The following is a 15439-nucleotide window of genomic DNA, read 5'->3' on the forward strand; positions in this document are numbered from 1 at the left end:
TAATTCCCTTGCATACAATATTATCACAAGAAATTCAATAAGTGCTCCGGTCTAGTTGCCTTGAATTTCTTGCAAACCTTGTGGGAAGAATCCGTTTAAAACAAACGGGTTCTTTTATCTATTCACCTTTTAACTGGACAAGCATATGTTATTGTATAGAGGCATCCACTCATAGTAATCTACCTTTCTTTTCATTAACACGAAATAACAATGTTATTAAAACAAAAGTGCAAAGGTAGTTATTTGCTGATTCCAAAATTAATTAAACTAATAATATATAAATGAAACATTAATAAAAAAGATTATGCTACTATTTTTCTAAACACAAAGATGAGGTGATTTTGATAGAATATAAAAATAAAGATATATTCAATACATTTTCTTTTTCAGATATTAAACCTATTATCATCCCCCACCATCCAACTGGACCGACTGGTGTTACTGGAAGGACTGGTATTACTGGGCCGACTGGCGTTACTGGAAGGACTGGTGTTACTGGACCGACTGGCGTTACTGGAAAGACTGGTGTTACTGGACCAACTGGTGTTACTGGACCGACTGGTGACACTGGATCTACTGGCATTACTGGACCGACTGGTGTTACTGGTCCTGCTGGTGTAGGTTTAACAAACTATCTATATATTTTTGATACTACCAATCAGTCAATTGTAGTAGGTGGCAGTGTCACTTTTAATACCAATGGACCTATAATAGGTAGCGCTTTTACCCATATAGCGGGCACTGGAAATATTACAATTAACACCAGAGGAACATATGTAGCAGAATTCCAGTTAGAAGCTGCTCGTGAAAACCAATTTTCCTTTGCACTAAACGGTACACCGATTCCTGGCGGTCGTTATGGAACTGGGTCTCCACATTCTATAAATCAAGGTACTGTTGCTTTCACAGTAACAACTGTTCCTTCAACATTAACTTTAATAAATAATACTTCTTCAGCAGGTACTATCACCCTATCTAATAATGATGGGGGCTCTTTAACAAATGTATCTGCAAGTATAAGTATTTTTCAGGTAGGGTAATTACTTAGGTTAAAGAGTAATCATTTATAAAGCAACTATACTTTATCCTTATAAGTCACTTTTTAATCGTTTAATTTTTTAAAATTTCGATTTGTGATAGAATAAGCACATATCAATCTTTTTACTTTCACTTTAAAGATGATACTTCGATTTTGGTCCTAGTTTCCTAGGGCCTCTTTTTAACTAAATAAAAATTTTTGTTGAACCCATTCACCAATTTCATACTTTTACATACTTTAATACTACCTTTCTGCATAATGTGAGTTTGTCACTTTCGTTATAATGAGGTATAAGGAGCGCTCTCCATCAGCGCTCTTTTTATTTGTTGTTAAATAAGAATTTTGTTTAAAAATTAATAACATTCTCTAGCTTGGTGCACCCTATATCTAAAAGGAGCATTTATGAAAATTTTAAAATACATATCCCTTACTATTGGATAGATTGCATTATTATCAATTTGGTATGTGATTTTCTTTCCTTAACCCACAAGTTAATTTGTACAGTATGCGTTTCTTTTATCGCACTATTTATTAGCAACAACATATACTTATACGGACTATAAAAAATATAGTTCTTGGTCGAAGAGCACCCTTAGGGCAAATGGTGCTCTTTTTGATTAAAATAACTATTTTGTTATAAAGTAACTGCTTCTGCTGTAGGTTTATTTTTCTCTAATTGCTCAATTGCCATTTGCAATCCTAACCAGTAACCAATTAAACGATACGGTAACCTCATGTTTTACCGAATATGCAAGAAGAAGCAGTTAAAAACTTCGGTAAAAGTATCTTTGGATAACCTATGTTTGCAAAATGTTTGCATTTCATCAAAAAAAGTCAAAAAAACGTTGTCATATCAAGGTTTGTTTGACCTATCATCTTATATTCTTGATATAACGCCCTTAAATCGTTGCTCTATATTTTCAGATTGCTGTAAATCTATCCGTATATCACTTTTTCCTGCCCCCATATAAAGAGCGATATTTGAGGTGAATACTTTTGTAACAAATCGTGAAAGAATATATCCACATATACATCCGCCAGCTGAAATAACAACATATTTTGTTACATATAGTTTTTGAATATCTTTACTTGTAATGCCGATAGCTTTCATAACACTAATTTCCCGATAGTATTCTTCCATCAGTTAATGAATTAAGTGTTTTAAAAAGAGGATAAGTAATAGAGGGACCTTTTTGAGGTAAGTTCGATGACTGGTATAAATCTTCAAATTCATTTATCTAATTTACATCTGTTAACTGAAATTCAATAAGATATTCTCTTTCTCCCAAATTTCGTTTTAATCTTTCTAAGTCTTCATTGCTTATTACAAATCGCTTTGAACTAACGATTGATGGATTCATTTGAACATCACGAACACATGCTGATATCGTAAATTCTTGTTCTATATTATTTTTTATAATCCATATTTCATCTCCAATATGCAGATTGTATTTTTGCATAAAATAAATCGGTACACCTATTTCCCCTTTACTAATCTGTATCACTTTATTATTTAAATCTAATAAAAAATTAAAATTAGCGTTTTGTTTCACGGAACTAATATCTATTACGCTATTATGTTCGCCTTATTTTTATTTTGTATAAAAATGTTATACCCGTTTACTTGTACTTGGATCATCTCTGCCGTTTGCTACTTTTTTACAAAAGGAGTTTTTTCTACAAATGAATCCATTGACTTTTGATTTATTTCTCCGGTATGAATCTGTACGACGTGCGGTGCGCTTGATACTTTAAACAATCGATCATAGATTTATAACGTTACTTGAAGCACTAGCCATTAAAAACTTGATAACTTGATAAACATAAATAAAATGATAATTATCATTTTATTTTTAGAGAAATCTCTTTTTAACATTCTCCTAATCATATGAAGCTAGTTCCCTTCATTTCTTAATATTTTCTTCGTCACTATAGCTATTAATATCATTATGAAACTAATAGCAAATATAGGTAAATAAATTTTCGTACTGAATCCTTCAAACATAAAACCATATACGACTTGCCCAATTGGTGCCATACATTGAGATACCGCTGTTATAAATGCCATCACTTTTCCTAGATTTTCATTTGGTGTTTTCTTTTGGACTACAGTAATCACATAAATGGATACAATTGTCATAATCATTGCGATTAGAAGAGAAGAAAGTATAAAGAGGATAAATGGTGGATAGTATCCTAAATTAAGAATAAACGGTGTAACTGATAGTGCCACTGGCATTACTAATAAAGCTATGATAAGCATCCAATTATATAATGTTTTCATCTGTAACTTTTTAGCAAAGAAACCGATTGACAATGCCCCTAATATGGTTGCAAAATCAATTAATCCCATTCCAATTCCATACATCGTATCGCTACTCTGCATAGTTACTCGTAACATAATAGGTCCTCCAACAACAAATAACGGTGTCAAAATTAAGTTTAGTAAAGCTGCAAGTAACATAGCCTTCAAAATAAAAGGTTGCTTTAAAACATAAAGAAAACCTTTTTTCATATCTTTTACAATTGCCGGTATGATATGGCTTTCTTGCGCTCTTTTTATAAAAGGTATTGTAATAAACATTTCTAAAATTGCAGATAAAAAGAAAGCAAGACAACTTGTTATTACGAGCATTTTCAAACCAATTATGCCATATAATATTCCTCCTAGTACAGGTGCAACTATATTAGATAATGCTTGCACACCATTTATGATACCGTTTGCTTGTTCTAACTTTTTCTCTGGAACTAATTGCGGAATACTTGCCATAACAACTGGTGAGTACATTGCACTAATGACTGCTAGTAAAAACATAATTGCTCCAATCAATAAAATAGATACCGATTCAGTTAATAACAAAACTATAAAACTTAATACAATAGCAGCGTTTATAAAATCCAAAATGACCATTACATTACGGCGGTTGAAACGATCTGCTATCGCTCCGCCAAGAGGAGCTAACAAAAACGGGATACTCGTTATGGCATATAACCCTGCAAATATATCGGCACGTCCTGTTATATCTAGCACATATAAAGACAGTGCAAAACGTAATAGTGTTGAACCTAAAATAGTAATAATTTGACCACTTACCATTAAGTGAAAATCTTTCAAGGAAGATTGAATACTTGCTGGCATCTTCATCACATCCTTCATTTAGTCTAGACCGACTGCCGGTCTATAACACTCAAACAGAAAAAAGCTATTTCTGTTTCATTAAAACCTCGATCATATAATCAAAGGACCCTTCTTTCGCTCCAACAGATACTTCCATCATTTTAATATAAGCCTTAGCTCTTCTCATCATTTCTTCCGGTTTCCACTGGAATAAACCATCATCAAATATGACTTGTGCTGAAGAGAGTAATAATTCAATTGTTTCTTGTGGGTATGGAGTAGAAAATATGCCTTCTTCTATTCCTTGCTCTAAAACTTCCGTTAATACAGGAGATAAATGTATAATGGATTGCACTAAACTTTTCTGATGCATTTCTGCATTATTTGGTTGATGGAATTGTTCAATCATTTTTTCTTTGACATCTCCTGATTTTGGTGATTGTTCCATTAAAATTTTAAATAACTTATCTAAAACGCGGATATCGGGATTGGAGACAATCCTTTTCGCCTTAGTGACATCCTCTTTAATAATCCTCATAATGATTTCATCCATTACTTCCTCCTTCGACTTAAAATAATGATAAAACGTCCCCTTTGCTATACCAATTTCTTTTAAAATATCATTCACGGTTGTTTTCGTATAACCTTTCGTAAGAAACAAACGCTCAGCTGTTTCTAAAATTTCCTTTCTACGCTCCTCATACTCCTTTACAATTCGCATTCAAGTTCTCCTTCCCATCAGACCGACTGTCGGTCTATTAAAATTATATGTTTAGTTTGCAAAAAGTTTCCTATTATCGTACATATACAACACCATACTTTCTATTTCCTTTATAAATTTTTATTTTTTAACGTCCGCTCAATTTGTTTAAAACGTATCTCATGTTTCTTATCGTCACCTTTCATTTTAGGAAAAGAACGATGCCTCCGTTCGATCTATGTACTTATCAATGGAGTATTTTGTTGAGTTCCAATATGTAATATTGTATATTTCGCACTTTTAATTTTTGTATATGTGATAATTTATTTATAAAAATATAAATTATTAATAAGGGTGATTTATATGAGCAAGTTCCGAAAGAAGATGATTAAATATTTGCAAACATTTTGGGGATGCTTAGCATTTGGTGTATTAATGTTTGCTATCTTCTTAATTACGGATTTAACAGATGCATCTTTAAATACATTAGGCTGGAGAGACTGGCTAGGTTCTGTAGCAGGCGCAACCATTTTATCTGTTGGGATGTTTACTTTAAATAAATTGAATTTAAAATAAATATTCGGTCAATACTGTATGTAGGCTGTATGCCAACATTCATTTAAAGTAGTCTTCTCTGTATCTCCTTGTATTGAGCAGTTAGCTTTTGCTAGCCGCTCTTTTATTTTGTTCCGGTTCTTGCCTTTTAAAGAACTCTTTATCTACTTTCCCCCAATAAGTACACATATCTATTCTCCATTGCTACAAAATGAAATCTTTATTTTGTTTTACGCGTCGCTTTTTCAATCAGCCAAGATACAATATTAAAATCATTAGCTTCACCCTTTAAAGATGTTCCGTTCCAAAAGCATTCTTTCATCACTTCAAGTAATTCTTCAACAGCTTCAATTCATCTCATATTCATTTTCCCTTTCTCCCAAATAACTATTTTGTTTTATTAATTAACTGATTAATAAAACAAACAACTTTATTAAACATTCCATGTTTCTTCACCCCTTGAATATTTTTCAAATAAAAATACATACTATTTTCAAGCCGCCGTGTCCACGGCTAATACCTCTTATCTTTTGTTACAGCAAAAGCAGGTAGGCTCTTCACTTATCTGCTTTCTCTGTATATTTTTTAAGAAATCGAAAATAATACCAACAAGCTGTTTGAACTAGCAGCTTCACTCTTCTCGCAATGGGGATGCAAATTATCACAATTAGCTAACTCATTGAGCTCACTGGCAGACAACCAAAATCGTTGTCTGCTTTTTGTATGAGATTTTTCGTTTTACATATACTACTTTTGAACCTGCAGACCAATACGAGCCATTTTGGTGCTTGGGATTTCCCTTCCGGGGATAAGTATCTTTTACTTATCCCTTTTTTGTATAGACATGTATATTTAGGGTAAAACTAATTACAAGCAGATTTTCTGTTTATGCGTAGTTCTAAACAAGATTACTTTTTCTCCTATTAAAGGACGGCAGGTACGACTGCTAGTCCTTTTTTCTTATTTCGCATATTATCACTACATTACCTTCATCGTCATAAGCAATTTCCCCATAAGGATGGCAGTGGTGCTTCTCGAGTTCCTCATTGATCAAAACTAACAAATTAGTTTTCCAGTTTCCAACGATCGTACACCAATACGAGTTTAATCCTTCATAAACTTCTCTTGTTCTATTTCGATAATTGCGGAATGTGTAATGAAAATACTCGCTCGCTTCAATACCTTTTCTTTTAATCAAAGTGTTCTGCTGAATGATAGTAATACCCTTGCTCTAATGGTTTTGGACTATAAAATTTCCTTTATAAATTTCAAATACGGTGAATGAAATTTTTGTTTTTTCTTGCCATCATCCTTGTTGTATACAAACAAAAAAAGAGCCACAATATTTTGCGACTCTTTTACAATTATAACCATTTAACGACCACGTCTTTGCTGACCTTGCTTTGTACTACCTTTTTTATTACTTGGCTTATTAAATGATCGGTTATTTTCATTTCTCGAACTATTTCTTAAATCACTTCTTGAGCTATTTCTGGAATCACGTCTTGAATCACTTCTTGAACCTTCGCGGCTATCTCTTTGACGATTTTGACCTGATTTCTTCGGAGCCGGCTTTGGTACCGGTTTTCCATTTTCATCTACACGTTTTATCTTCGGTTGTTCGATTATTTCTCTTTGTATTGGTGCACCAAGCGTTTTTTCAATTTCTTCTAAATGTTTTTCATCTTTCGCTGCAACGAACGTAATTGCAAGACCTGATCCACCTGCACGTCCTGTTCGGCCAATGCGGTGAATGTAACTTTCTACATCTTCAGGGATATCATAGTTAAATACGTGCGTTACACCATCTACATCAAGTCCACGAGCTGCTACATCCGTTGCGATTAAGTACTGAATTTTAGCTTCGCGGAAACTCTTCATAACTCTTTCACGTTTCGCTTGAGGTATATCACCATGAAGTTCAGCACAATTATAACCTAATCCTTTTAAATTATCATAAAGCTTACTTGCTCTAACCTTTGTACGACAGAAAATAACAGCTAAAAATGGCTGATCACGATCCATAATAAAACGAAGTGCATCTGGTTTTGCACGGTCTGTCGTCTCAATGACACGCTGCTCAATTGTATCAACCGTTACTTCTTCACTTTGTACTTGAATCATTTGCGGCTCATCCATATAACGTTTCGCCAATTTTTTAATATCTTTTGGCATCGTTGCTGAGAATAACATCGTTTGTTTACTATCAGGTGTCTCATCTAAAATATCTTCAATATCATATAAGAAACCGAAATAAAGCATTTGATCCGCTTCATCTAGTACAATCGTTGAAAGATTACTTAAATCAATTGTTTCACGTCGTATATGATCTAATAATCGTCCTGGTGTTGCAACAACAATATGTGTATTACCTTTTAATTTTCTCAATTGTTGTGCTACATCTTGCCCACCATAAATCGCTAGTACATTAATATCTTCTCTTTGAACAAGCATTTTTTTAATTTCAGTTGTAATTTGCAGAGCTAGTTCCCTTGTTGGTGCAACAATTAAGGCCTGAACATCACTAGACTCTGGATCGATTTTTTCTAAAATCGGTAACACGAATGCTAACGTTTTACCCGTACCTGTTTTTGCCTGCCCAATAATATCTTTACCAGACATAATAACAGGAATTGCCTGCTCTTGAATTGGTGTTGCTTCTGTAATTCCATTTTCACGTAATGTATGATTAAAAGTTTCACTAATTCCTAATTCTAAAAAGTTTTTCAAATAGACCACTTCTTTTCCTTATTTTTCACATTAGCTTTCATTGTACCATTTGTTTCGCCAAATATGAAAAATAAAAAAATTCTTATCTTCTTTTTTTATATTCATCCTGTACTAGATGAACAAAATCTTTTTGCTTTTTCTCAGATTTTATTAATGCTTCCATGTTAGTAGAAGACAAAATGAACTTCTTAATTTTGCTATTACATCAAATAACGAACCCATCTTCTCCCCCCTATACCCTTGCTCAAATTATATATATTCTTCTTTACATATATATTTCAATTTTACCGAAATATAATGTTACTGATTTGGTTGAAATCGCAAAATATATGAACTAAAAAACCGATCTTTTCGATTTAGGAAAGACCGGTTTTCATTAATTTATACAGTAAGCTTTCCTCCATGATAGCAATAATACTCTGCTGCTTTAAAACTTTTAATCCTGTTTAAAGACTGTTTCGCTTTTTCTATATCCAAACAAAAATTCGGATTAGCTATTACTAACTCACGATTCTCTTGAACAGCCGCATCTCCCGTAATTACACAATCTAAATTCGGAAAATATAATGAAATATGCCCCGAAGTATGTCCTGGCGTCGCTACTATTTGACATTCATTATCCAAAATCATTTGACCATCATGCACTTTTTCATCGACGGAAATATGTTTTATATTTTTTAACTGTTGTATAAACCATTTACCAAATTCTTTTTCTTCATTTGGCATACGTTCTAACATTTCTTCAGCTTGAACTAACCTCTCTGATTTTATATCACCACTAATATAGTTAGATTCAATTTCACTAGCAATAACATTAATTTGAGGATATTTCACTTTAAAATCGTATACAGACCCTAGATGATCATCATCATAATGAGTAATAATTATATTTTTTAAGTTTTTCATCTCATATCCATGTTTTAATATTGCATTTTCAATTAAAGGTAAAAAACTTGGATATCCTGTATCGACTAACGTTAATTCATTATGTAATATAATTAAACTTGGATAAATACATTGTTTTTGCCCGTTAAATTCGAATTCAATTGGTAGTTCTATTATTTTCATTTTGCTTCCCCCATACCGCTTATAAAATGCATAATAATAACTAAATCATCCACATACATTTTACAATATATATACTATGTAACGGAACACTATGAATCGTTACATAATCCACATTATATTATTTTAAACAGGTAATCCCCTATTTTTATGGAAATATATAATTAAGAAAAACAATAAAATTGATTAATCTCTCACTTCTTTGTCCATCCTTTTAAAAAATCTATGTTTTGTAAAAGGAGTGTTTATATGGAGAAACAGACACTTTGGAAAAAGTTCAAAAAAAGCTCTGTAAACCTCGGTAAATCTAGCGTATATGAAAGTATTATTTTATTCTACACAATGAAAAAGAAAGAATTACCTACTAAGGCGAAATTCATAATATTAGCCGCTTTATCTTATTACGTATTAACAATCGATTTCATTCCAGATATAGCTGCTATTATTGGGATTGGGTTATTAGATGATGTTTTAGCAATCGCTGTAGCGCATAAATACGTTATGAGACACGCAGATGCTGAAATTCGAGAAAAGAGCAAAGTAAAGATGGAGTCATTATTTACTTCAGCACAAGCATAATGAAATTATCTAGTCATTTACCTACCTTTTTACTTTCAAATAAAGCTAACTGTAATTAATGATAGTTCCACCTCACTGAATATTACCCTTCACCATGAGAGCATAGCAGAATAAATTCCTAAACAAAAGCATTTCTCTTAGCTCTCAAACCGTAAACAAATAGGGAATCAGCACTTGTTCTTAAGTTCTGACTCCCTTTTATTTGTTCTTATATCTATCTGTTATACAGTTTCATACGTTCCCTTATACAAAACTGCTATTGCCGCTACTATAAGAATCATACCCATAAAAGCAGGTGCGGCATGACCAAGTGATACATAGATTTGTCCTCCAATAATCGGACCAATCATTCTTGCTAAAGCTTGAATAGATTGGCTTCCACCTTGAATCCTTCCTTGTTCATTAGAACTGACAGACTTTGAAAGCATCCCGTTGAATGAAGGCCCGAAAATTGAATCCCCAAAACCAAACATTAGCATTCCAACGATAAGTAGTGGAGAGAGTGAAAATACAGCTGATGCTGCAATAAAACTGTATCCTATAATCTCCGAAACCATCCCAAGAATTGCTATTTGTTTATCACTAAGTTTGATTAAAAGCTTTGGCATTATAAAACTTTGTGAAACAATGTCTTGAAAGCCCAAAATTGAAAACATAAGTCCGATTAATGCAGGTTTCCAACTGAAAGTATCCATTGTAAATTGCGTGAAAATTGCTTGTAAAGATCCGTTAGGTATCCAAAGTAAAAACGCTGAGATAAGTAACCATTTTAAATTTTTCATGGAAAGTATATTTGCTAGCTGTGCAAAAGGATTTAACCTTACAAAAGTAATCTCTTTTAACCTGTTATTTTTGTCAAGGCTCTCAGGCATGTATTTCATACCATATAAAACATTTAATAAAGTTATGAACGCTCCAAAGTATAAAGGTACAGAATGACCAAACTTTGCAAGTAAGCCCCCAAGAGTGGGTCCAATAATAGTTCCCACACCTACAACTGCACTCACCCATCCAAAGTATTTCGTTCTCTGCTCTTTCGGAATGATGTCTGCAAAATATGCGAAGATAGTACTTATGCTCCCACCTGTTATACCTTCTATTATGCGTCCAGCAAATAATACCCATAAAGCTCCTCCTATGCCAAAAACTAAGTACCCAATTGCAGAACCAAATAAGCATATTAAAAGTAATGGACGACGGCCATACTTATCGCTTAAAGCCCCGAGTGCTGGAGCAGCTAAAAACACGGAGGCCGCATATACGGAAGTTAGTAGTGTAACAACTAATGCTTGTTCTTCCGGATTACTTGTATATGGCTGTACTAAGAATGGGACTACAGGCATGATGATACTGAAACCTATACCACAAAGAAATACAGAAATAAGTCCGAATAGTAAAGCATGTTTATCTATGCTTTTTTCAGTTTCCCTTTCATTTTGTGATCTAAATATAGACATTTAACTTCTCTCCTTAAAATATTTTGTTGCTTTGTCAACAAAATGATAACCCTGTTTTGTTGATTAGTCAACAAAGATAAAATAATAAAAAAGCAGCCTATTCTCATATTAGAGTAAGGCTGCCATTTTATTATTAAAATGTATTACGATTTAATATGTATACCTTGTTTCTTTATTTCTGCATCCAAATGTCTACTATACTTTTCCACAAAGCTAATTATACTGTCGAATTCTTCTTCAGTTACTTGCTCAAATACAGCTTTATCCCGCTCTTGAAACTCTTTGTGCAGATCTTCATGGATTTTATAAATTTCTTTCCCTTGTTCGGTAAGCTTAAAATAAATTTCTTTCTTATTTTCTGACTTTTGGTAGCTTTCAACAAGGCCTTTTTGTATGAGCTTCTTAGTCATTCTACTTATAGCACCGCGAGTCACATAAAAAGCCTCTGCGAGTTGCGTCACGTTAGAATTTGCATTGTTTTCAATATATTCAATGCAGTGGACTTCAGAAGACTTAAAACCTTTAAGACCTTCTTCCATCTTATCTTTATTAAGCCAAACCAGCTTATTATATAATTCCCTGAAACCGTTCATGACCTGTTCTTCTTTATTCATGATCTGCCCTCCTCACCGCTCATTAGCACATTAAAACTATTATATTAAATTTCTGCTTATGTTTCGACAATATTGAAATAATTATTGTAACATTAAAGATATGTGTAAAAATAGGCGCTTAAATAAAATAATTTTTAAACAGCAAATTTTGCAAGTTTATTGCTACTTACAGTAAACAGTAGACAAAAAGTAAGAGCTAAGACTATTTCTCTTAGCTCTTCTTTCATAAAACTATTTCACTTCATTAGCGACAAAAAAGTGCTCACATACACTTGATATGCGCTGTAAGTCCACGTTCCCACCAGATATAACAGCCACTACTTTTTTCCCTTTTATATAACTATCAACTTTTCCTGCAAGAAGTGCAGCAGTTGCTAATGCACCTGCACCTTCTACAACAGCTTTCCCACGTTGTAATAAATCTTTCATCGCTACTTCCAGCTCTTTTTCTGATACAGTTACAATATCATCTACTAATTCTTTTACAATTTCAAATGTTAATTCACCTGGTATTTTAACTGCGCAACCATCTGCAATAGTAGGCGCCTCATAGTGTTCTACGATTGCTCCTTTATCGTAAGATGCCTTCATTCCATGAACATTATCTGCTTGGACACCAATTATATTAATGGATGGATTAAAAGATTTCAATGCTACAGCAATGCCAGAAATAATTCCGCCTCCACCAATTGGTACAATGACAGTATCTACATCCCACATATCATCAAGAATATCTAATCCAATTGTACCTTGACCAGCCATTACCTCTACATCATCATATGGATGTAAGTATGTTTCACCTGTTTCTCTTATAATTTCTTCACATTTTGCCTTTGCATCATCAAAGGTTTCACCATGTAAAATCACTTCAGATCCATATCCTTTAGTTGCTTCAACTTTCGCCTGCGGTGCAGAAATTGGCATAACAATTTTACTCTTAATACCGAGTAAATGAGCAGATAATGCAACTCCTTGTGCATGATTACCTGCTGAACATGCGATTACACCTTTTTCTTTTTCTTGATCCGTGAGCCGTGACATTTTATTAAATGCGCCACGAAATTTAAAAGAACCCGTTAATTGCATATTTTCTAATTTCAAATGTATTTCTCCGCCCGTTTTACTAGTCAAATAAAAAGATTTTACTAATGGCGTTTTACGAGCATTTCTATCTAGAATCTTGTGAGCTTTTTTAATATCGTCTATATGTAATGGTAGTTTTCTAGTTATCATACTGACACCTCTTCCAAAGTTCTATTTCTAAGTTTTCGTAAGTCGTAGCTCCTTTATACGAAAAGAAAAAATCTTTATATATGTACCCCACTCTGAAATAAACACATTTGCAAACAATTTAACATCCTTTTCATATCGCGTTCTTTATAATGATTTAAACATGCAATTTGGATCCAATTATTCTTTTGTAAATAAGATGACTCATAATGAACGATGTATCCTTGTAATGCTAATGCATCGCCTACTACTTTAGAAGAATGGTCTTCGCTTAATACAATAGTAAGTATAATTGGCGCGGCATGTTCTTTAGGTGAAACAAGCTTTAAGCCCATATCAGTAATAACTTCTTCAACATACTCGTATGTCTCTTTAATTTTTACAAATACCTTTTCATCTTCAAATCGCTTCAACGCTTCTTGTAATGCATAAATTAAATTCCATGATTGTGAGTATGGAATGCTTTCATTTTCTTCATACATACCAATGTCCATATAGGCCGGCACAGCCTCGTTTATTTTTACAATGTGGTTATGAAAAACGAAAGAAATTCCTGTATATGATTTAATCGCTTTACCGCTAACACCACTTGCAAAATACACATCCTTCAAGGATAATGGTATTGCTCCAATTGAGCTTATGCAATCTACACATAGTTTTATTTGATTCTCGTTACAAAGAGTATTTAGCTCGTTTAAATCGTTTAACATTCCAGTAGATGTTTCATGATGAACAAACCAAATCCATTCATAATTTCCAGTTGTCATGATTTCTTCTAATTCGGTATAAATAAATGGATCTCCCATTTCCTTTTTATACGTATCAAAATGTAACCGTGCTCGTTTTGCATGTCCAACTAATCTATTACCAAATTCCCCATTTGTTAATACTAGTCCTTTCCCTTTTAAAGAACGTAACTGTAAAGCAATCGCATCATTTGCTAACGTCCCTGTTCCTAACATAAGCTGTACATGTTTTGCTTTTGTCATGTAAAGTAACCGTTTTTTTACATTGCCCATCATCACTTGAAATGACTTAGAGCGATGCGAAATAGGCCGCGTAGAAAATGCCTTTCGAACGTTCTCTTCAATATCTACTGGACCAGGTAAAAACGTATATTCTTTCGTCATAATCCCCCCAACACTCGACTCTTCAAACATAGCAGGGGTAACATACATTGGCTGGAAGGCTGCTTCTTCTGTACCAACTAACGTATGGAAAGATTTGAATCCCATTTGCTCATATAAAGCTAGTTCACCTGTTGTTGCAGAAATGAGTGCTAATTCATATCCATTTAAAAGCAAATAACGATGTAGAAAACGAATTAATCCTAACAACGCTCTTCCATTTCTATATTCACGTTCTACTGAAAGCAAACGAATTTCATACATTTTTTCTCCATGCTCTTGCAAATAAACATCTAAATTTGAGATTTTATAATCTAACGAGAATGGTCGTTTTCCCCGCACTGCGACCATACCTACTAATCTATCCTCATCTAAACAAATTAAATATGTATTTTCTTTATGAAACCGATCTATACGAAACCGGTCTTTCGTTTCTTCATGTTGTGGTATCTCTTCCACAAAAGTTTTATAATTTAATTTATGTATACTTTCAAATTCCCAATCTTGATCAGCAACTTTATAAATTAACCCCACGCCTTATCTCCTTTATCTATTTAATAAAAAATGATAAGTGGAGATTATCCCCACTTATTAAACATTCATTTTATTCTCGATTCACATATAGAATAAGTACAATAATCATTCCACTTAATATAGTGGTAACAATAGAATAAGAATAAAGAATCATACAAATTGGTAAACAAGCAATTGTAATTAGTCCTGGCTTCGTAAACCCTTTAAATATTAAATAAAATACAATAAAAATGCCTAAGAGGGTAAGCGCTATCAAATAATCAAATGCGATTAGTCCTCCTATAAATGTTGAAATACCTTTACCGCCCTTGCCTTTAAATAAAACTGGATAAATATGTCCAATAATAACGGCCAATAATGTTAACATTACGAATGTAGGATCTTCAAAAAGATATTTTGCTACAGCAACAACGATTGCCCCTTTAATCGCATCACCTAAAAATGTAGCGATGAAATACCCTTTTCCATATACGCGCCCCATATTTCTTGCGCCAGGATTTCCGCTTCCTTCATCCCTAATATCAACGTTATGTCTCAATTTTGTTACTATATAAGCGGTCAATATGTTTCCAATTAAATAAGAAGCCACCAAATATAAAAACTGCATACTATTAATCATGTAATCATTCACTTTCTACATGGGATTACATATACAATATTCAATTACTACGTATATTGTACGTTTTTAACA

General features: G+C 33.2%; 12 protein-coding genes and 2 pseudogenes. 4 read left to right on the forward strand and 10 right to left on the reverse strand.

The features are described 5' to 3' along the window. Nucleotides 1-335 precede the first annotated feature (335 nt). Nucleotides 336-1040, forward strand: a complete 705-nt coding sequence (locus ACTFR8_RS02510; RefSeq protein WP_043328318.1) for a collagen-like triple helix repeat-containing protein — start codon at nucleotides 336-338, stop codon at nucleotides 1038-1040. 732 nt (nucleotides 1041-1772) lie between these two features. Next, nucleotides 1773-1835, forward strand: a pseudogene (locus ACTFR8_RS02515) (transposase); the annotation flags it as partial. A 147-nt stretch (nucleotides 1836-1982) separates the two neighbouring features. On the opposite strand, the pseudogene ACTFR8_RS02520 reads toward ACTFR8_RS02515, so the two are convergent. The 3 genes and pseudogenes from ACTFR8_RS02520 to ACTFR8_RS02530 all read right to left on the reverse strand — a co-directional run. Next, nucleotides 1983-2927 (reverse strand): annotated as a pseudogene (locus ACTFR8_RS02520) (ABC transporter permease); the annotation flags it as partial. 6 nt (nucleotides 2928-2933) lie between these two features. Beyond that, nucleotides 2934-4178, reverse strand: a complete 1245-nt coding sequence (locus ACTFR8_RS02525) for an MFS transporter (RefSeq protein WP_001111712.1) — start codon at nucleotides 4176-4178, stop codon at nucleotides 2934-2936. 64 nt (nucleotides 4179-4242) lie between these two features. Then, a complete protein-coding gene (locus tag ACTFR8_RS02530) occupies nucleotides 4243-4878 on the reverse strand; it encodes a TetR/AcrR family transcriptional regulator (RefSeq protein ID WP_097918593.1) in 636 nt (211 codons plus the stop codon). Between the two features lie 342 nt (nucleotides 4879-5220). On the opposite strand from ACTFR8_RS02530, the gene ACTFR8_RS02535 reads away from it, so the two are divergent. Next, nucleotides 5221-5433: a hypothetical protein gene (locus ACTFR8_RS02535; RefSeq protein WP_000033159.1), complete on the forward strand. Its 213-nt coding sequence runs from the start codon at nucleotides 5221-5223 to the stop codon at nucleotides 5431-5433. A gap of 1353 nt (nucleotides 5434-6786) precedes the next feature. Here ACTFR8_RS02535 and ACTFR8_RS02540 read toward each other — a convergent pair. Both ACTFR8_RS02540 and ACTFR8_RS02545 read right to left on the reverse strand, forming a co-directional pair. Next, nucleotides 6787-8151 carry a DEAD/DEAH box helicase gene (locus ACTFR8_RS02540; RefSeq protein WP_030025603.1) on the reverse strand — a complete coding sequence of 455 codons (1365 nt, stop codon included), beginning with the start codon at nucleotides 8149-8151 and terminating at the stop codon, nucleotides 6787-6789. A gap of 372 nt (nucleotides 8152-8523) precedes the next feature. Beyond that, entirely contained in the window at nucleotides 8524-9210 is a 687-nt protein-coding gene (locus tag ACTFR8_RS02545; protein WP_098272342.1) for an MBL fold metallo-hydrolase, read from the reverse strand. 246 nt (nucleotides 9211-9456) lie between these two features. On the opposite strand from ACTFR8_RS02545, the gene ACTFR8_RS02550 reads away from it, so the two are divergent. Next, nucleotides 9457-9786 (forward strand): YkvA family protein, encoded by a 330-nt coding sequence (locus ACTFR8_RS02550; protein ID WP_000415089.1) that lies wholly within the window; start codon nucleotides 9457-9459, stop codon nucleotides 9784-9786. 221 nt (nucleotides 9787-10007) lie between these two features. Here the strand turns inward: ACTFR8_RS02550 and ACTFR8_RS02555 are convergent, their stop codons facing one another. The 5 genes from ACTFR8_RS02555 to plsY all read right to left on the reverse strand — a co-directional run bounded on the left by ACTFR8_RS02555 (nucleotide 10008) and on the right by plsY (nucleotide 15367). Beyond that, nucleotides 10008-11243 carry an MFS transporter gene (locus ACTFR8_RS02555; protein WP_000021825.1) on the reverse strand — a complete coding sequence of 412 codons (1236 nt, stop codon included), beginning with the start codon at nucleotides 11241-11243 and terminating at the stop codon, nucleotides 10008-10010. 143 nt (nucleotides 11244-11386) lie between these two features. Next, nucleotides 11387-11857 (reverse strand): MarR family transcriptional regulator, encoded by a 471-nt coding sequence (locus ACTFR8_RS02560; RefSeq protein WP_001030906.1) that lies wholly within the window; start codon nucleotides 11855-11857, stop codon nucleotides 11387-11389. A gap of 231 nt (nucleotides 11858-12088) precedes the next feature. Further along, nucleotides 12089-13090, reverse strand: a complete 1002-nt coding sequence (tdcB, locus tag ACTFR8_RS02565; protein WP_000632952.1) for a bifunctional threonine ammonia-lyase/L-serine ammonia-lyase TdcB — start codon at nucleotides 13088-13090, stop codon at nucleotides 12089-12091. Nucleotides 13091-13164: 74 nt separating this feature from the next. Next, on the reverse strand, nucleotides 13165-14748 hold the full coding sequence (locus ACTFR8_RS02570) for an aminotransferase class V-fold PLP-dependent enzyme (RefSeq protein WP_252209980.1): 1584 nt from the start codon (nucleotides 14746-14748) through the stop codon (nucleotides 13165-13167). A 70-nt stretch (nucleotides 14749-14818) separates the two neighbouring features. Then, nucleotides 14819-15367 (reverse strand): glycerol-3-phosphate 1-O-acyltransferase PlsY, encoded by a 549-nt coding sequence (gene plsY, locus ACTFR8_RS02575; protein ID WP_000610871.1) that lies wholly within the window; start codon nucleotides 15365-15367, stop codon nucleotides 14819-14821. Between the last annotated feature and the right edge of the window lie 72 nt (nucleotides 15368-15439).

Origin of the sequence: Bacillus cereus group sp. MYBK15-3 (assembly GCF_051916765.1) — a bacterium.
In the GTDB taxonomy this organism is placed as follows: domain Bacteria; phylum Bacillota; class Bacilli; order Bacillales; family Bacillaceae_G; genus Bacillus_A; species Bacillus_A cereus.

Coding starts and splice junctions, on each gene's coding strand:
- ACTFR8_RS02525 (WP_001111712.1), bottom strand. CDS start 4,178: ATGCCAGCAAGTATTCAATCTTCCTTGAAAGATTTTCACTTAATGGTA.
- ACTFR8_RS02530 (WP_097918593.1), bottom strand. CDS start 4,878: ATGCGAATTGTAAAGGAGTATGAGGAGCGTAGAAAGGAAATTTTAGAA.
- ACTFR8_RS02535 (WP_000033159.1), top strand. CDS start 5,221: ATGAGCAAGTTCCGAAAGAAGATGATTAAATATTTGCAAACATTTTGG.
- ACTFR8_RS02545 (WP_098272342.1), bottom strand. CDS start 9,210: ATGAAAATAATAGAACTACCAATTGAATTCGAATTTAACGGGCAAAAA.
- ACTFR8_RS02550 (WP_000415089.1), top strand. CDS start 9,457: ATGGAGAAACAGACACTTTGGAAAAAGTTCAAAAAAAGCTCTGTAAAC.
- ACTFR8_RS02555 (WP_000021825.1), bottom strand. CDS start 11,243: ATGTCTATATTTAGATCACAAAATGAAAGGGAAACTGAAAAAAGCATA.
- ACTFR8_RS02560 (WP_001030906.1), bottom strand. CDS start 11,857: ATGAATAAAGAAGAACAGGTCATGAACGGTTTCAGGGAATTATATAAT.
- tdcB (WP_000632952.1), bottom strand. CDS start 13,090: ATGATAACTAGAAAACTACCATTACATATAGACGATATTAAAAAAGCT.
- plsY (WP_000610871.1), bottom strand. CDS start 15,367: ATGATTAATAGTATGCAGTTTTTATATTTGGTGGCTTCTTATTTAATT.